Source organism: Neisseria zalophi (genome assembly GCF_008807015.1).
In the GTDB taxonomy this organism is placed as follows: Bacteria; Pseudomonadota; Gammaproteobacteria; order Burkholderiales; family Neisseriaceae; genus Neisseria; species Neisseria zalophi.
In genome coordinates this window covers 648,605-666,746 of sequence record NZ_CP031700.1, presented here as the reverse complement: position 1 = coordinate 666,746, position 18,142 = coordinate 648,605, and the positions used below count along the sequence as shown (strand labels likewise).

Genomic DNA, 18,142 nt, shown 5'->3' with positions numbered 1-18,142 from the left:
TATCCAACATCAAAAATGATAACAGTTACTTAAATAAGCTGTTGTGAAAATACCGCCTAACCAGCTTTATCTGCCGTCAATCCCTTTAATTTGTTTGGAAAAATTATCAACAAGTGACTGACTAATATATTTTTTATAATACGATATTTTGATACTTATTGTTTTATATGTTTGTATAAATTAATTATTTTATTTAAAAGTGGTTACTTAGCCTTAGTGTTTCGCAACCAACTGAAGATTGAAAAATTCAATAATACAGGCAAACTCAATAACCGATTCTTCCTGTGTCGTATTTCCCGTATGTCCTCCTGCACCACCAGCATACAGCCACACAGGGGCTTTATTGCAGCGCAGTTTTGCATAAAATTTTAATGCATGTGCGGGGTGGACTCTATCGTCACTCAAGCTGGTGGTAATCAACGCCGGTGGATAGTCAGCTGTATCGGAAAGATTATGGTAAGGCGATAGCTCAGCCAAAGCCGTCTGAAAAATAGGGTTTTCAGGATCGCCATATTCATCTATCCAGCTGGCACCTGCCGATAAATAGGGATAACGCAACATATCGGTCAGCGGCATTTCGCACACCATGGCACCGATACTGTGCGGTGTGCGTACGAAAGCCGAAGCAACGATTAATCCGCCGTTGCTGCCGCCCTGAATACCGATAAAAGGTGGCGAACTGAGTTGGCGGTTGTTTAAATCATCAATAACGGCAATCAGATCATCTACGCTTTTATGTTTATTGATTCCTTGTGCCGCCTGATGCCATTGCGGGCCGAATTCGCCGCCGCCGCGCACATTGGCCAATACAAAAGATTTGCCCTGTTCGAGCCAATATTTACCTATCGTTCCCATATAATGCGGTAGTTCAGGAACGGCAAAACCGCCGTAAACATACACAATCACGGGGGTCTCGGGCGACGGATTCTTACCAACAAAGTAATAAGGTATGCGCGTACCGTCGGCAGATTCGGCGTGAAACTGGCGCACTTGGATACCGTCGGCATCAAATTGTTTCGGCTGGCGGCGAACCACAACCAATTCCATCACATTTAAATCCAGGGCAAACAAGGTCAACGGGGTTGTGAAATCGCTGGCGGCAATATAGAGAACATCGCCGCCCCACGGCTGATCGGTGAGTTCTAATGTACCTTGCGGCAGCTTGGGCAAGCTAACTTCCCGCCAAAGGCCGTCTGAAAACCGCCATGCTTTCAGACGGCCCGATACGTTATCCAATAAATTGGCTACGACAAAATGCTTGGTGGTTTCGACGCTTTCCAAGGCCTGCGTGCTGTCGGGCGCAAACAATACATGTGCGGCACCCAACTCACCCTTGTTTAATTTGACAGCAACAAGACTACCGGCCGGATAACTATGGTTCGCACGCTGCCATACGCTGCGCAAATGAATCAATAGGTGCCCGGCCAGATAACCGGACACTTCGCCATCAGCGGGCAGATTCAACGACAAGGCTTCGCATTCGGGCGACACTTGAAAATAAGTTTTGGTATAGAAGCCGTCTGAAGATTCGATCAGGTCGATAGCAGCGCCTTGCGCATCGAGATAACGCCAAGCGTTCACCATCATACCGTCCGAATCCATACGATAAACAGGGGTGCTTTCTTCAAAACTTTGCCCGCGCTCTACCAACCACACTTCACGCGGATAACCGGCTTGTGTGGTTTGGCGTTCGTCCCAAGCGGGGCATACCCATACGCTGTCTGCATCGCGCCATGAAATATGGTTTTTACCTGCCGGAAAATGAAAGCCGTTTTCCACAATGGTGCCGCTATTGAGATTGAATTCAAGCGTGTATACCGTATCCGAACCGGAACGGCTGAGGGTGAGCAACACCATTTCGGGCTGTGCAACATAATGGGATACGCCGCCGAGATAAACATCATCGCCTAAGATGTCATCAAAATCGGCGACGGAAAACAAAATCTGCCATTCGGGATAACCGGAACGATATGAAGCGGCGCTGCAGACGCGGTATACCCCTTTCGGATGGATTTCATCTTGATGAAAATGATACATTCTGGCGCGGTGTTCTTGGCAAAAGGCAATCTGGCGCGGGTTTTGCAACTGTTTCACCATATCGGCGACAGTTTGGTCAAAGTCCGCACCACTGGCAAAAGCAGCTTGCGTTTCGGCATGTGCGTCCGAAACAAACCGTCGGGTTTCCGGATCGTTGAGATCTTCGAAAAGGTGATAAGGGTCTTGCATGATAGTAGGCGGCCGTCTGAAAAGTAATGGGCGGATTATAGCTTATCGGCAATTAGTACGCTGTCACAGCCGCTTTCCTTTGTATGATCAATATTCAGAGAGTGAAGAGCATTTACTTTATTTACACTCATATTAACCGAGCCTTTTTATCTGCTCTGCTAATATTAACATCAAGGCAGCTCAGACTATAATTCAACATCTTGATAAATCATATTATGTCTCAATATGATGAAATTATATTGCATGGTAAATATACCCTTAATAGCACACCGTGTTGCCCATTTGCCTATTATAGTTTCTTATGACATATTAATATATTAGTATTCAGCACAACCATCTTTCCCCTGCCGAGATATTTCGTACTATCTGAAATCAAATACGCAGTCTAATCCACAGTACCATTTATATGCCTACACAACTTAATACTTATTTGATGATGGATTATTTATTAATTTAAGGAAACACCATGAGCGAAAATATCAACTCACTGTCTGAGTATGCTCATAAATTGTTAATAGAACATAAAGATGAACGCATTTTTCCATTTAAATTTCAAGGGAAACGGTTCTGGCTAAAACAACCTGAGCACACACACGGAATATCCAGATTATTAAAACCTCACCCAAAACAATCTTTTTTAGGCGAAATTGAAAGGCTCCGTTGCTTTTCCATCAAGAATGCGCCCATTCCTAAATTAATTTTATTTAACAACAATTTTTTTATATTGGAGGATGGCGGGAAAACAATCGACAATCTTCTTGCAGCCAACACGAACAATCCGGAATTTAAGAAAATACTGTTGTCAGACAGCATAAAAGCATTAAATAACCTACATAAAGCCAACCTTATTCATGGCAGGCCTGCTATTCGTGATATGACTTGGGATAATCATCACGTACTTTTTATCGACTTTGAAGTCTGCCCAAAGAGACAAAATCTTCAATCGCAAAAAGCAAGAGATATGGCTATTTTTTTCCATGGTTTATGTCGAAAAAAATTTATCTCTGATGATGAAATCAAATATGCAATCACACAATATCAAAATATTTGCGATCCTCAGCTATGGCAAGTATTTATTCAACTCCTCACCAAATATCAATTTGCTTACCATATATTACGTCCGTTTAAATCTATCCTTGGAACGGATTTAATTGCAGTCTATAGATTATTTGATATATTTTTGACTGAAAAACTTCTTTAGGTGGATTACGGAAATATAAGAAGCTGATTCACATTGGCTTCTTTTCTTATAGAAAACCCACTAGCACAACACAAGGCCGTCTGAAAGAAAACAGCATGACTCCCGATTTATTCACTCCGATACCCGCGCCGGAACATAACCTGTTGCCCGCCGACGGTATCGTTAACGACTACGGTGTGATTTTTTCCGGCAACAAGGCCGACCGCTATTTCCATATATTGATGAACGACATTCCGTGGCAACATGACGAAGTCGTGTTATATGGCAAACGCATCCACACGGCACGCCGTGTGGCTTGGTATGGCGAACGCTCTTTGGCCTATACTTATTCCGGCATCACCCGCCTTGCCCTACCATGGCACCCCGTATTATCGGAAATCAAAGATGCAGTCGAGAGGCATATAGCCGCTTATACACCGACGCAATTTAATTCCTGCCTATTGAATTTATATACCGACGGCAACGAGGGAATGGCTTGGCATAGCGATGACGAGCGCGAATTGGGGCAATGCCCTATTATCGCTTCAGTCAGTTTCGGCGCATCACGGAAATTTGTTTTCAAACACAAACAAACACAGGAAAAAACCGCCATGATGCTAACGCACGGCCAATTGTTGGTTATGCACGGCGAAACACAACGTCATTGGCTGCATGCCATTATGAAAAGCACCAAAATACACGAACCGCGAGTCAGCCTAACGTTTAGAACCATTATTGAATAATGCGCCCAATCAAGGCCGTCTGAAAACACAATATAAGCCGGTCAAGCCTTTATCCTTTCAATAAATCAAAATCACCAATAAAGAGGTGAGTTTCGCTTTTCTTTTTGCAAAATTTCAGCAATAACTCACCGCTTTTTTTATCAAGATTATTTCCAGTATTTTTCATATTGGGCTTAATTAAAATAGCAAATCATCTTCTTTTTTCTCCCCTTTAGTTTTTAGATTGATTCATACGGGTAATGAAATATGATTTTTATTTAGCTCTCTCTTTTTCCAATTTATCCCTATAATCCTGATAGTAAGGATTTTCAACTGGCTGACTCACCCTATTTCCATTCTGATCAATATTATAACCCTCTTCATCTTTAAGATATTTTTCAGGAGCTTCTCCAAAAGAGTGACTACCCCCACCATCCCACAAACTTGTAGCAGTATTCATACAGCCTGATAAAGGTATTATTAAAGCTAACACAGCGAACATTTTCATAATTTTCATCATTTACTCCTGTTTAGTTTTTGGATTGACTAACACTGGTAATTAATCCTGAAAGTAAGAATTTTCAACTTCCTTATGCGATGGAATATCAAGCACTTGTTCCATCATATTAATTTTACGACCAACTCTATCAATAAACGGAACAACTAAGTTCAAACCTAATGGTGGAGGGTTGGCGGAATCACAAAAGCAAACGAGCTTTATAATCATAAGATTCAATACCGTTTTATAAAATTGTAATTGTGATAGATCATTATTGATCGGATTGAATAGACTAAAAGGATAAGGTAGTAGAGTTTCCTGATTCTTTCCAAAGAACAGGAAACTATTTTTTAAATAATATTATTCTCTGTTCAATTGTCTTTGCATTTCGATCATAAAATGATAATTTTCCTCCGTTGGAACTAATTTTCTATCTGTTTTATCAATGTCTTGACCTTCATCTGTCCATAAAAATGGAACAAACGAAAAAGTCTGATTTCCATTTGCTTTTTTAATATCTTCTTTCCATGTTGACCAACGTACATTTTCGTAGTACATCTCAAGATTGCCTGTCAATGTCCAATACAAAAAGTCAGAATATCCCAACTCGGTGTCTTCCCACTCCAAAAAGTCAGGTGCTAAATAATAAATATTTCCTATCACATTACCAATACCACCAGCGTTGATAGCAAAATATCCACCCACAATATCATCCGCAATCAATAAATGTGTAGGTCTCTCACCCAATTTTTCATAGGTTTTTCCTTGATTCCATTCCATTAAACCTCTGTTCAATTTCGTACTTCCCGAACCTAAAATTCTAAGCCAACCACTATCTATCAGTATTCCTCCAGTTTCGTAAATCAATGCACCCATCGGAGAACGTGTTGTGACTTGGGTATTTATCAATTCTTGTTCAGCTCTCTTGGGATCTTTTTCTAAAATCTCGTAATCATTAGTTGCTTCTTCCAACCACTCTGAAATGAAGTCCCAGCCCGATTCTTCTAAATTAATTAATTCTTTTAATTCTTTCATTTTTTCTTATTCCTCGGTAAATAGATAAGTTTTTCAAGTTAAAAAAACTATAACTCAGGTTTTACGAAAAGTATTATGCCATTATTGTGTAACCAATGATATAAACGTCAATTATTGGTACCAGTGGTAAAATAGAGTTTTTTTAAATTTACAAAAAATACCCATAATCTCACTGCTTTAATTGCTAAATAATAGGGTAGTTATTGATTGAATTTTATGTGGCTGGCAATTGAGTATGCTCTAACTACTTTCCAATTTTAGCTTTAGGGTTGATTTTCATTTTGCCAGCAATAAAAAAACTGACTTGCTGAAGGAATGTTAGATCGTAGTTGAGCTCAGTAAGTGGGATTTTATTGAGCATCTCATCTATGTTATAGCATATCTGTTTACCAAATCTTCTAGATATTCTGCAGCAGCTGTGTGAATATTTTTCTATGTGCAATGATATGTAGAGGAGGTTGTATCATTTTATATTCATATTTCATTTGTTTTTCTTATTGTTTTGGCGGAAATTATTTATTAAGTAATTTATCTATTTTTTAGAAAATTTACTTATTTTACATATCCCCTTTATTTTATATGGTTATAATAATTAACATAATTATTTTCTTTTTTGATGATACTTTCTGCAAAATCTATATACTTCCCTTTCCTTATCAGACATTTTAAAATCATGATTCCAAAACCAAACCACAGGATCTCTACTAGTCATACAACCACTTAATTCAGAAAAGATATTGCTAAAATAAAAAAACGCTTCATTTCATAACTCCTTAATTTTTATTTGGCTTAATTAAAATTGGTAGTAATGGATTATCTTTTTTGATATCTTTAGGATCCCACTTTTTATCAAAATCATCTAAATAAGGATTTTCAACTGCCTTACTCACTCTCTTCCCATTCTGATCAATTAGGTATCCCTATTAATCCTTCTCTATTCGCTCTCTGTAAAGCAACACTCGCTGTTAAACCTCCTCGACTATGATTATTAAGATCAAGCTGATAGTTATTTTGCTTCGCATAATCATAAATTTTGATATTCATTTTTTCTGCCGAAGCAAGAGGCAATCGCCCGCCTACTAAATCATTCGTTTTATCATAAAGAGCATAAATTAATTCAGAAACAGCATTACTCGTTGGTCTGTTATACGCAACGATTGGCCAACCGATTAATCATGATAAGTTTCAATCAGATAAAATAAATTTATCTGCCAATAAACCATACAGAGCCATGCCAATCGTCGCAAAGAAAAATAAAGTTTATAATACCTACCTCTTTTTCTTTCCCGAATCCCCATATTTATGGATATTGATACCAAACGTTTACACACGCAATCGCTATTAGAACATGCCGATTTACTGTTTGATGAAGAAACCTGCCGTCGCGAACTGCTACGGCTGGCAGACGAAATTACTGCTGATTTAGGCAACAAATACCCTTTGTTATTGCCCGTTATGGGCGGCGCGGTGGTGTTTACCGGACAATTACTGCCCTTACTGCGTTTCCCACTGGATTTCGATTATGTTCACGTTTCCCGTTATGGCGACAAACTGAAAGGCGGCGATTTCCATTGGTTGCGCGAACCGCAAGAAAGTGTTGCCGGGCGACATGTGCTGATTCTGGACGATATTCTTGATGAAGGGCATACCATGGCCGCCATCAAAGAGCAGGTGTTGGGTTTGGGTGCCGCCTCATGTGCTACCGCCGTTTTTGCCAACAAACTGATCAACAAAGACAAACCGATTACTGCCGATTATGTCGGCATCAACGTGCCCGACCGCTATGTGTTCGGCTACGGCATGGATGCCGCCGGCGCATGGCGTAATCTCGGTGCCGTTTATGCCATGAATGAAACCTCTTAAACTGTGTGAATACAAACACATTTTTATCATTCATTACCATATCAGGCCGTCTGAAAACGTTCAAACGGCCATAAACAGGAGCCACTTATGATAGGCTTATTAATTATCACCCACGATACCATAGGCGAAGCCTACCGTGGCTTGGCACATCACTTTTTCCTTGGTAATACGCCGGAAAATATCCGTATCTTAGGTGTCGAAACCGATGAAAGCCATGAACATATTATCGAGCGCGCACGGAAACTGGTTACGGAACTCGATAGCGATGCAGGTGTCCTGATTATGACCGATATATTCGGGGCGACACCTTGTAATGCCGCCCGCAGTCTGGTTGAAGAGGGCAAAACCGCCATGTTAACCGGATTAAATGCGCCCATGATGATTAAAGCCATCAATTATTCCGGTAATGCCCATGATTTGGCGGCATTTACCCAAACCGTTAAAGAAGCAGCGATTAACGGCATTATTAATGTGCCCGCACCTTCCTTAGGAGGCAACCCATGCTGAAGCAGTCTGTTCAAATCATCAACAAACTCGGCCTACATGCCCGTGCATCCAGCAAACTCACCCAAACCGCCGCCAACTTCCAATGCGAGGTATGGGTCAGCCGTGGCGACCGCCGCGTTAACGGCAAAAGCATTATGGGGCTGATGATGTTGGCTGCTTCCCAAGGGACGGTTATCGAATTGGAAACCGACGGCATAGACGAAGCCGCCGCCATGCAGGCGTTGGTAGATTTGATTAACGACTATTTCGGCGAAGGCGAATAATATGTCTATCATGCTACACGGCGTCGGTGCGGGTAAAAACATTGCCATCGGCCGCGCCCATATCATTATGCGGGGCATGAACGAAGTTCCGCAACACGATATCGACGAAACCGAACTGCCTGCCGAAACCGCCCGCTATGAAGCCGCAATCAAAGCTACCCGCAAAGAGCTGGAACAATTGCGCAGTACCATTCCGGAAAATGCCCCTACCGAATTGGGCGCATTTATTTCGCTACATCTGATGCTGCTGACCGATGTAACCCTATCGCGGGAACCGGTCGATATTATTCAAGAACAGCATATCAATGCCGAATGGGCGTTGAAATTACAATCAGACAAACTTTCCGCACAATTCGACGAAATCGAAGATGCCTATCTGCGCGAACGCAAACAAGATATGTTGCAAGTGGTGGAGCGCATACACAACAATTTGGCAGGGGAAGGCAATGACTTAAACTTAGACCCCGAACTGGCAGAAGATACGGTTTTGGTTGCCTACGACTTATCGCCTGCGGATACCGTATATTTCAAGCAACAACGTGTTGCCGGATTTGTAACCGATGCCGGCGGACCGACCAGCCATACCGCCATACTCGGCCGCAGCCTGAATATCGCCTCCGTTATCGGCCTGCACAATGCGCGTAAACTGATTCGTGAAGACGAATGGGTGATTGTTGACGGCATTAACGGCATATTGATTATCAACCCCGACGATATCGTTTTGGCCGAATACCGCGCCCGTGTACGCGAACATCGTGCCCGCACGCGCAAACTGAATAAAATCAAAAAAACTGCTGCCGCTACCGAAGACGGTATCAATATCGAACTGTTGGCCAATATCGAATCCGTGGACGACATCAAACACGTTCACAATATGAGTGCCGACGGCGTAGGCTTGTTCAGAAGTGAATTTCTTTATCTCAACCGCGATACCATGCCGTCTGAAGACGAGCAATACGAGGTATACAGCCGCTTTGTGAAAAAGCTGAAAGGCAAAAACCTCACCATCCGCACCGTAGATTTAGGCGTGGATAAAAACCCGCGCTGGTTCGGCCAAAACGGCACGCCCAACGGCAGCCTAAACCCCGCACTCGGATTAACCGGCATCCGTTTATGCTTGGCCGAGCCGGTGATGTTCCGCACCCAAATGCGTGCCATTTTGCGCACGGCCGCACACGGGCCGGTCAGCATGATGTGGCCGATGATTACCAGCATTACCGAATTGAAACAGTGCCTAGTGCACTTGGAAACCGCCAAAAGACAACTCACCGAGCGCGACGAGCCGTTTGGCGAAGTATCGGTCGGCTGTATGATAGAAATTCCCTCTGCCGCGCTAACCGTTGCCAGCCTGTTGAAACATATTGATTTTATTTCCATCGGCACCAACGATTTAATCCAATACACGTTATCGGTCGACCGTAGTGATGATGCCGTCAGCTACCTCTACCAGCCCGCGCACCCAGCCGTATTAAAACTGATACAAACTGTTATCCGAACCGCCGACCGCATGAATAAAGCCGTATCGGTATGTGGTGAAATGGCCGGAGATACCACTTTCACCCGTCTGCTACTCGGCATGGGCTTGCGACGTTTTTCCATGAATCCCAATAACCTATTGGCTGTAAAAGATATTGTGTTACACAGCAATACCTTAGCATTGGAAAGCGAAGCCGCCCGTGTAATGCGTAACGACGACCCCGAAAAAGTGGAAAAACTATTGAAAAACATAAACACGGAAGAAGGAGCCGTCTGAAACACTCATGCCATATAAACCCAAGCAGAAACGGCATAATGCCCGTTTCTGCTTGATATGGTGCTATTTTTTCAGACGGCCTTTATTTCATATCCTGTTGCGCTCAAGCGTTAAAAACGTCTTTAACGAATACTCTTTAACTTTAAAAATCCAAAAACAAAATGCACATTTCCGACTTCGATTTTGAACTGCCCGAATCCCTTATCGCACAATACCCGCCCGCCGAACGCAGCAGCAGCCGACTATTGGCCGCACTGCCCGGGCAACCGCTCACAGACACCGTGTTCACATCATTGCCCGATTATCTGGCCGACGGCGATGTATTGGTTTTCAACAACACCAAAGTGATGAAAGCCCGATTGTTCGGTGCCAAAGCCAGCGGCGGAAAAATCGAAGCCTTGATTGAACGGGTGATTGATCATGATACAGCATTGGCACATATCCGCTCATCCAAATCCCCCAAACCAGGTACGGAACTCATTTTTGAAGGTGACATCCATGCCGTCATGGAAGAACGGGCGGGCGAATTATTCCGACTACGTTTTCACAGCAGCAACAGCGTCTATGAGATTCTCGAGCAAGCCGGCCACCTGCCGTTGCCACCTTATATCGAACGCGCCGCCGACGATCATGATGATGCCCGCTATCAAACCGTTTATGCCAAACATCAAGGCGCCGTTGCCGCCCCGACCGCCGGCCTACACTTTACCGACAGCCTGCTGGAAACCATCCGTGCCAAAGGCGTACACACCACAGAAGTTACCTTGCATGTCGGCGCCGGCACTTTCCAACCGGTGCGGGTGGATAATATTGAAGAACACAAAATGCACAGCGAATGGTTTGAAGTACCGCCCGAAACCGTAGCCGCGATTGAAGCGGCCAAGCAACGCGGCAATCATGTTTGGTCGGTCGGTACAACTTCCATGCGCGCACTTGAGTCGGCCGCAAAAGAAACAGGCCGTCTGAAAGCAGGTACCGGCGATACCGATATTTTTATTACGCCCGGCTATCAATTCAACGTAGTTGATAGATTGATTACCAACTTTCACCTGCCTAAGTCCACATTATTAATGCTGGTCAGCGCATTTTCAGGTATAGAACATATCCGCCACGTATACCAACACGCTATCGAAGCACAATACCGTTTTTTTAGCTATGGTGATGCCATGCTGTTGGGGTACGATAAGCACAAATAATCCGCCGGCTGATTTTGCGTTATCCGGCATAAAATGATAAACTGCTGATTTAATTTAACTTGCAAGCATATACACGACCATGGACGACGCAGAGCAGAGTAGCAATATTTCTACGCCCTTCATGTATGTGCCCATACAGGCAGCCCTGTTGACTCAGGAGACTGCCTGTTTGTTTTATAAAACAAGGATATAACACAAATGGATTTGAGTTGGTTGGCCGAACCGCAAACATGGATAGGGTTTGCAACATTAATCATACTCGAAGTGGTACTCGGCATCGACAATTTGGTTTTTGTGGCTATTCTGGCCAATAAAGTCAAACCGTCAATGCGTGATAAAGCGCGGATTACCGGCCTCACTCTGGCGGTTCTTATGCGCTTGGTAATGCTTGGGTTTATGGCACACATCATTACCCTCACACAACCCCTCTTTACTGTCGGCGGACTGTCTGTTTCCGGCAAAGACCTGATTATGCTGGTCGGCGGCTTATTCCTACTCTACAAAGCTACCACCGAACTACACGAACGGATTGAGGGGCATAATCAATTTGCTATTGCCGATACCAATAAAAAACATGCCGGATTTTGGGGCGTGGTGGTACAAATCCTGATCTTGGATGCCGTTTTTTCTATTGATGCCGTCATTACCGCCGTTGCCATGGTCGAACATATTGTGGTTGCCATGGGTGCCGTTGTGGTTGCCATGACTCTGATGATTATGGCCAGCAAACCGCTCACTGCATTTGTCGATAAGCACCCTACCGTGGTGATGTTGTGTTTGGGCTTCCTGTTAATGATCGGCTTTAGTCTGATTGCCGAAGCATTCCATTTCGAAATCCCCAAAGGCTATCTATATGCCGCCATCGGCTTTTCCATCCTCATTGAAGCCTTTAATCAGATATCGCAGAGAAATGCCCGTAAAAACGCCTATACCAGCAGTTCATGGAGGAAGCGTACGGCAGAAAATGTTTTGGGCATGATGGGCATACGCGAAAGTATTCTGGCTCAAACAGGCGAGCAGGCTGAAGATGGCTCCCATTTTGCCGAAAATGAAAAATCCATGATTCGCAGCGTATTAATGCTGGCAGAGCGGCCGATTTTAGGCGTGATGATTCCCCGCCGCGATATCGAGCGCTTGGATATTTCCCAAAGCAAAGAAGAGCAATCGCACCAACTGCAAAACACACCTTACAGCCGCTTATTGGTTGTCGGTAAAGCCGGTGTTGATGATCCCTTGGGTTATATCAATAAAAAAGACTTATTGGCACAAATATTGGAAGGCCACGAGTTAAATATCCAAGAAGCTTTAAAACAGCCCTTGATATTGCCCGATAGTACAACCGCCCTTAAAGCTATCGAACTTTTCCGCAACAGTAGTGCCGATTATGCTTTGGTGGTAGACGAATTTGGTGCCATTCTCGGCATGGTCACTATGAAAGACTTAATGGAAACCATTGCCGGAGAATTCCCCGAAGAATTTGAACGCGAAGAAGAGCCAGCGCTTCAGGCCAATGCCGATGAAAGCCTCACCGTAGACGGAGCTTTAGAATATGTCGAACTCGCGCCGCAACTCGGTTTGCCGCTACCGGAAGAAGATTCCGATTTCCATACTATTGCCGGTTTGATTATGGAAGAATTGCAAAGTATTCCGAATGAAGGCGAATATATCGACTTTCATGGCTGGCGTTTTGAAGTAATCGAAAAAGAAAGCCAAAAAATCGAGCGTGTTAAAATTACCCGATTGCCGCCCGAAGAATAAGCTGAACCATATCGGCATTATCGTTTTATCAATAAAGAAGCCGTCTGAAACATTTCAGACGGCTTCTTCAGTTTAAGTAATGACCGATTATTAACGGCTTTCAGTACGGCCTAAGTGGTCATAGTGGTATTGAAATACAGCATCGGAAGTTTGACCGCGGGGTGCGATAAATTTAACGCTGTCATCATTTTTTCCGGCACGGATCATGCCTTCATGTTGTACTGCTTGTAAACCGGCAATCGGGCCTGAGTCATTGGCATGGTCATATTTAGGCATATGAGCACCTTTGGCAGAGGCAAAAGAAGCGGCAAAAGTAGCTAAAGCGGCGAAAGTAAATACAGTTTTTTTCATGATAAAAAATCCTTTTAATATTATGATGTGTTTGTGTTTTATTCGGCCGTATTTAAACGGCTGTCTGCTTTGTTGATGTGTGTATTGTATAAAATGCTTAATATTTGATAAACACCAATTTTATTTAACATTCATTTCCCAATAGGAAATTATAAATTTTAAAGAATCCCTCTCATTGCTTGCCAAGTTTTCAAACGTATACAGCAAAATACACAATCAAATAGGATGCATTTGAATCATTCATATTTTAAGTTTGGTATAAATCATCAATATTTTCAGACGGCTCTAACAGTTGATTAGCAACAAATAAAAGTTTGAATACCCACAATAGAAAAGCCCTTGCAAAAAGCAAGGGCTTGATGATTTGTATTTAAAAAACCGGCTTATTTCAGCTTGGTTTCTTTATACAGAACGTGTTTACGGGCTACCGGATCAAATTTTTTGATTTCCAGTTTGCCGGGCATAGTGCGTTTGTTTTTGGTCGTGGTGTAAAAATGACCGGTACCGGCACTTGATTCCAATTTAATTTTATCGCGCATTGCAGTATTCCTTATAAAACCGATTTAAATTAGGCTTCGCCGCGGGCGCGCATTTCGGCCAATACAACATCAATGCCTACTTTGTCGATGGTGCGCAACGCAGCGTTGGATACGCGCAGGCGAACCCAGCGGTTTTCACTTTCTACCCAGAAACGACGTGATTGCAAGTTAGGCAAAAAACGACGTTTGGTTTTGTTGTTGGCGTGTGATACGTTATTGCCAGACATCGGGCGTTTACCGGTCACTTTGCAAACTCGTGCCATGGTTAGTCTCCAAACTTCTAAAATAGTAAAACGCGATTTATACCATAAAAATCGGTTTTGTTTCAAGCTTGTTTTTTGAAACGGCGGTATTTTTTGCTTTCGATTACTGATAAATGTTGTGTACTCTGCAACATTCAAAATAAAACTTTAAAGCCGTCTGAAAAAGTTTTCAGACGGCCTTGGTTTATCTGAAATTAATGGCGGAAATGACGGATACCGGTCAACACCATAGCAATACCGTGTTCATCCGCCGCATCAAACACTTCCTGATCACGCACCGAACCGCCCGGATGGATAATCGCTTTAATGCCCTGCTCGGCAATCACATCAATACCGTCACGGAACGGGAAGAATGCATCGGAAGCGGCACAGGCGCCATTCAAATCGAATCCGCCGTCTTGCGCTTTGCGTGCGGCAATACGGGTCGAATCGACACGGCTCATTTGCCCCGCACCGATACCGTAAGTCTGCCCGCCTTTACCGAATACAATCGCATTAGACTTCACAAACTTGGCCACATTCCACACAAACATCAAATCATGCCATTCCTGCTCGCTCGGCTGGCGTTTCGATACCACTTTCAAATCTTCACGACGGATACGGTGAATATCCGGCGTTTGCACCAATAAACCGCCGCCGACACGTTTTAGCTCGAAACGGTTGGCACCGGCCATCAACGGCACTTCCAATACGCGCACGTTTTTCTTAGCCGCAATCACTTCTTTTGCTTTATCGGTAAATTTCGGTGCCATCAATACTTCTAAAAACTGACCGGTTACCGCTTCCACCGTATCGGCATCCACTTCTCGGTTAAACGCGATAATGCCGCCGAACGCGCTGGTCGTATCGGTCGCAAAAGCCAATTTATAGGCGTTAAGCGGGGAATCTGCCACCGCCACACCGCAAGGATTGGCGTGTTTCACAATCACACAGGCAGGTTGGTCAAAGGCTTTTACCGCTTCCCAAGCTGCATCGGCATCGGCAATATTGTTATAAGACAATTCCTTGCCCTGCAATTGGCTATATGCCGACAAACTGCCCGCAGCCGGATATAAATCGCGATAGAACGCGGCATCTTGATGCGGGTTTTCACCATAGCGCATTTCTTGCACTTTTACCCAGCTTTGATTGAACTGTTGCGGGAATTCACCCATTTCCGGCTCGCCCGATAATTTTTCATCAGATACGCTGGTGAGATAGTTGGAAATCATGCCGTCGTATTGTGCGGTATGACTGAACGCTTTGCGCGACAGGTTAAAGCGGGTTTTATCGCTCAACGCGCCGCCATTGGCTTTCAATTCGTCAATCACACGGTCAAAATCGGCATTATCGGTAACAATACCGACATGTTTCCAGTTTTTAGCCGCAGAACGCACCATTGTGGGCCCACCGATATCGATATTTTCAATCGCATCTTCCAAAGTGCAACCGGGCTTGGCAACAGTGGCGGCAAACGGATACAGATTCACGCATACCAAATCAATATTACCGATATCGTGTTCTTTCATTTTGGCCACATGCTCTTCCAAGTCACGACGGCCGAGAATACCGCCGTGGATTTTCGGATGCAGGGTTTTTACTCGGCCATCAAGCATTTCGGGAAAACCGGTATAGTCGGCAACTTCCACCACCGGCACGCCGGCATCCGCCAGCATTTTGGCCGTACCGCCCGTAGACAAGATTTCCACACCCAACCCGTTTAAGGCTTGGGCAAATTCAACAACGCCCGTTTTATCGGACAGACTGATTAAGGCACGTTTTACGGCGGCCATATTGTTTCCTTATGGTTTGTTTAATGAAAAATCCGGCTGTCTGAAAATACAATATGCTTAATATATTCTACTTTCAGACGGCCTGTTATTAATATTTCGGCTATATGGCAACAGAAACAGAGTTATATCTTACTTTTTATCGCACGGGCCAAAGCTTCCGCGTCTTTTTTCTTATGCGTGGAAATCACATAGCAGATATTTTTATGCACCATATTATAATAATTACTTCCATTACCGCCCGAACGACTGGTATCGACAAAACCCAAACCTTCCTTACCAAAATTACGGCGGCAATTTTTTTGCTTATCATAATAAATAGCTAAATGGGTACAGTAGTGCGTACCATCACAACATACGCTGCCTTCGCAGGCAGACTTATCGGTAAAATGAATACCTTCTTGATTTTCAACATTGGGTCCGGTTTGCAATACATACTTTAATTTTTGCGTAACCGGCTGTACCGCACGGATAATTTTTTTCTCCAATACCACATCTTTGGTTTGAGCACCCACAACACCGGCAGTCAAACACATGGCAATCATAAATAATATTTTTTTCATCATGATTTCTCCCTATAGTCACCTAGTGATTAAAGGCCGTCTGAAAACCTAGATGATTTTCAAACGGCCCAAATTTAATTTTCCAACAGCCCGTAGCGCACTAATTTTTTACGCAATGTATTACGGTTCAACCCCAGCATAGCAGCCGCTTTCGATTGATTGCCGCCGCATTCTTCCATCACACATTTAAGCATCGGCTTCTCCACCTGCTCCAAAACCATTTCATAAACGCCGCAAGCGGTTTCACCGTTTAAATCATGGAAATACCGGTATAGGTTTTGTTCGATACAATGGGCTATTTCAGGAACATTCTGTTTCATAAGTTTCTCTTATATTATTTATTATTGAAGAAATATTGTTTCAGACGGCCTATGCCAATACAACCCTACAGGCCGTCTGAAAGCGTATTAGCGATACGCACAAGACCAATGATCGGTTAGCTGCGGCAGCTTGTCTAAAAACGCCGCAACCGCATCATATTGTCCTGCCGCACTGTCTATCTTATTGATATTACGGCGGGCATCCTCACCGCCGGGCAAACCGACGATATACCAACCAATGTGTTTACGCGCAATCCTAACGCCGTCGCGCTCGCCATAAAACGCATACATCTGATAAAGATGCCGCAAGACCGTTTCACTACAATGGGCAATACTCAATGCTTCGGGCAAACAACCATGTTCGGCAACGTATTTCAAATCACGAAACAACCACGGCCGCCCTTGTGCGCCGCGCCCTATCATAATGCCGTCGGCACCGGTTTGCGCCAACACATCTAAAGCTTTTTGCGGGCTGGTAATGTCGCCGTTAACCCACACAGGAATATTCAGACGGCTTTTGGCTTCGGCAATCAGGCCGTATTCGGCTTCACCCTTATACATCTGGGTGCGGGTACGCCCGTGAATGGCAATCGCACTGATACCGGCATCTTCCGCCATACGGGCAACGGTCAGGATATTTTTATGCTCATCATGCCAACCCAAACGGGTTTTCAAAGTTACCGGCACATCAACCGCGCGAACTACCGCATTCAATATAGCCGACACCAGCGGCTCGTTCTGCATCAGCGCACTGCCTGCCGACACATTGCAAACCTTTTTGGCAGGGCAACCCATATTAATATCAATCACCTGCGCGCCCTGCTCGACATTATAACGCGCCGCTTCCGCCATTTGTTCGGGATCGCTGCCCGCAATTTGCACGGCAACCACACCGTCCTCACCGTTAAAATCGCTACGACGCAAGGTTTTACGCGTATGACGCAAGGCCGGATCGCTATTAAGCATCTCGCCAACCGCCCAACCTGCTCCGTATTCACGGCATAGTTGGCGGAAAGGCTTATCGGTTATTCCCGCCATCGGCGCCAGCGCAATGGGCGTACGGACAGAATAAGCACCAATACGCATAAAAATCCACATTTGATAAAATCAGGATTGTACAATTTTTAAGCAGTTTTTACCAGTTTGAAATGCATGTTATCCACTATAAAACCCATAGTCATTTTACCACCGCCGACGCACACCCGAACGATAAAATAGTTTTACGCCAACACTTTATATTTTAAATGCATAAAACCAACACTAAGATAAAATGTTAAAAGCATAAAAATATTATTGCCTAAAAAAAACAACATCAGGCCGTCTGAAAAAGGGTTT

General features: G+C 44.0%; 18 protein-coding genes. 8 read left to right on the top strand and 10 right to left on the bottom strand.

All coding sequences use genetic code 11. The annotated features are described in order from the left end of the window. Window positions 1-213 precede the first annotated feature (213 nt). The gene (locus D0T92_RS03015) at window positions 214-2,226 is read right to left on the bottom strand and encodes a prolyl oligopeptidase family serine peptidase (protein WP_151050093.1); all 2,013 of its coding nucleotides are present in this window, start codon (window positions 2,224-2,226) and stop codon (window positions 214-216) included. A 466-nt stretch (window positions 2,227-2,692) separates the two neighbouring features. Here D0T92_RS03015 and D0T92_RS03010 point away from each other — a divergent pair, with 466 nt between their 5' ends. Continuing rightward, window positions 2,693-3,427, top strand: coding sequence for a BUD32 family EKC/KEOPS complex subunit (locus D0T92_RS03010; protein ID WP_151050091.1), 735 nt, complete (start codon window positions 2,693-2,695; stop codon window positions 3,425-3,427). A gap of 95 nt (window positions 3,428-3,522) precedes the next feature. After that, complete coding sequence (locus D0T92_RS03005; protein WP_151050089.1) at window positions 3,523-4,149, top strand: alpha-ketoglutarate-dependent dioxygenase AlkB family protein; 627 nt, start codon at window positions 3,523-3,525, stop codon at window positions 4,147-4,149. Window positions 4,150-4,402: 253 nt separating this feature from the next. On the opposite strand, the gene D0T92_RS03000 is transcribed toward D0T92_RS03005, so the two are convergent. Beyond that, complete coding sequence (locus D0T92_RS03000; RefSeq protein ID WP_151050087.1) at window positions 4,403-4,648, bottom strand: hypothetical protein; 246 nt, start codon at window positions 4,646-4,648, stop codon at window positions 4,403-4,405. A 339-nt stretch (window positions 4,649-4,987) separates the two neighbouring features. Then, window positions 4,988-5,662 (bottom strand): DUF2625 domain-containing protein, encoded by a 675-nt coding sequence (locus tag D0T92_RS02990; protein ID WP_151050085.1) that lies wholly within the window; start codon window positions 5,660-5,662, stop codon window positions 4,988-4,990. A 1,302-nt stretch (window positions 5,663-6,964) separates the two neighbouring features. On the opposite strand from D0T92_RS02990, the gene D0T92_RS02985 reads away from it, so the two are divergent. The 6 genes from D0T92_RS02985 (at window position 6,965) to D0T92_RS02960 (ending at window position 13,002) form a co-directional block, all read left to right on the top strand. Then, on the top strand, window positions 6,965-7,525 hold the full coding sequence (locus tag D0T92_RS02985; RefSeq protein ID WP_151050082.1) for a hypoxanthine-guanine phosphoribosyltransferase: 561 nt from the start codon (window positions 6,965-6,967) through the stop codon (window positions 7,523-7,525). A gap of 87 nt (window positions 7,526-7,612) precedes the next feature. Next, window positions 7,613-8,032, top strand: coding sequence for a PTS sugar transporter subunit IIA (locus D0T92_RS02980; protein WP_151050080.1), 420 nt, complete (start codon window positions 7,613-7,615; stop codon window positions 8,030-8,032). After that, entirely contained in the window at window positions 8,026-8,295 is a 270-nt protein-coding gene (locus D0T92_RS02975; RefSeq protein WP_151050078.1) for an HPr family phosphocarrier protein, read from the top strand. The genes D0T92_RS02980 and D0T92_RS02975 overlap by 7 nt, the downstream gene beginning before the upstream one ends. A gap of 1 nt (window position 8,296) precedes the next feature. Beyond that, window positions 8,297-10,048, top strand: coding sequence for a phosphoenolpyruvate--protein phosphotransferase (gene ptsP, locus D0T92_RS02970; protein ID WP_151050076.1), 1,752 nt, complete (start codon window positions 8,297-8,299; stop codon window positions 10,046-10,048). 161 nt (window positions 10,049-10,209) lie between these two features. Next, window positions 10,210-11,244, top strand: coding sequence for a tRNA preQ1(34) S-adenosylmethionine ribosyltransferase-isomerase QueA (gene queA / locus D0T92_RS02965; protein WP_151050074.1), 1,035 nt, complete (start codon window positions 10,210-10,212; stop codon window positions 11,242-11,244). Window positions 11,245-11,442: 198 nt separating this feature from the next. Continuing rightward, window positions 11,443-13,002: a TerC family protein gene (locus D0T92_RS02960; protein ID WP_151050072.1), complete on the top strand. Its 1,560-nt coding sequence runs from the start codon at window positions 11,443-11,445 to the stop codon at window positions 13,000-13,002. A gap of 90 nt (window positions 13,003-13,092) precedes the next feature. On the opposite strand, the gene D0T92_RS02955 is transcribed toward D0T92_RS02960, so the two are convergent. The 7 genes from D0T92_RS02955 to dusB form a co-directional block, all read right to left on the bottom strand. Then, the gene (locus D0T92_RS02955; protein WP_151050070.1) at window positions 13,093-13,353 is read right to left on the bottom strand and encodes a hypothetical protein; all 261 of its coding nucleotides are present in this window, start codon (window positions 13,351-13,353) and stop codon (window positions 13,093-13,095) included. A gap of 383 nt (window positions 13,354-13,736) precedes the next feature. After that, the gene (gene rpmG / locus D0T92_RS02950) at window positions 13,737-13,892 is read right to left on the bottom strand and encodes a 50S ribosomal protein L33 (protein WP_004283097.1); all 156 of its coding nucleotides are present in this window, start codon (window positions 13,890-13,892) and stop codon (window positions 13,737-13,739) included. Between the two features lie 29 nt (window positions 13,893-13,921). Further along, window positions 13,922-14,155, bottom strand: a complete 234-nt coding sequence (gene rpmB, locus D0T92_RS02945) for a 50S ribosomal protein L28 (protein WP_085364522.1) — start codon at window positions 14,153-14,155, stop codon at window positions 13,922-13,924. A 194-nt stretch (window positions 14,156-14,349) separates the two neighbouring features. Continuing rightward, complete coding sequence (purH, locus tag D0T92_RS02935; protein ID WP_151050068.1) at window positions 14,350-15,927, bottom strand: bifunctional phosphoribosylaminoimidazolecarboxamide formyltransferase/IMP cyclohydrolase; 1,578 nt, start codon at window positions 15,925-15,927, stop codon at window positions 14,350-14,352. Between the two features lie 122 nt (window positions 15,928-16,049). Then, the gene (locus D0T92_RS02930; RefSeq protein ID WP_151050066.1) at window positions 16,050-16,490 is read right to left on the bottom strand and encodes a hypothetical protein; all 441 of its coding nucleotides are present in this window, start codon (window positions 16,488-16,490) and stop codon (window positions 16,050-16,052) included. Between the two features lie 71 nt (window positions 16,491-16,561). Then, on the bottom strand, window positions 16,562-16,807 hold the full coding sequence (locus D0T92_RS02925; RefSeq protein WP_151050063.1) for a Fis family transcriptional regulator: 246 nt from the start codon (window positions 16,805-16,807) through the stop codon (window positions 16,562-16,564). Window positions 16,808-16,894: 87 nt separating this feature from the next. Continuing rightward, on the bottom strand, window positions 16,895-17,893 hold the full coding sequence (gene dusB, locus D0T92_RS02920; RefSeq protein ID WP_151050061.1) for a tRNA dihydrouridine synthase DusB: 999 nt from the start codon (window positions 17,891-17,893) through the stop codon (window positions 16,895-16,897). Window positions 17,894-18,142: the final 249 nt, after the last annotated feature.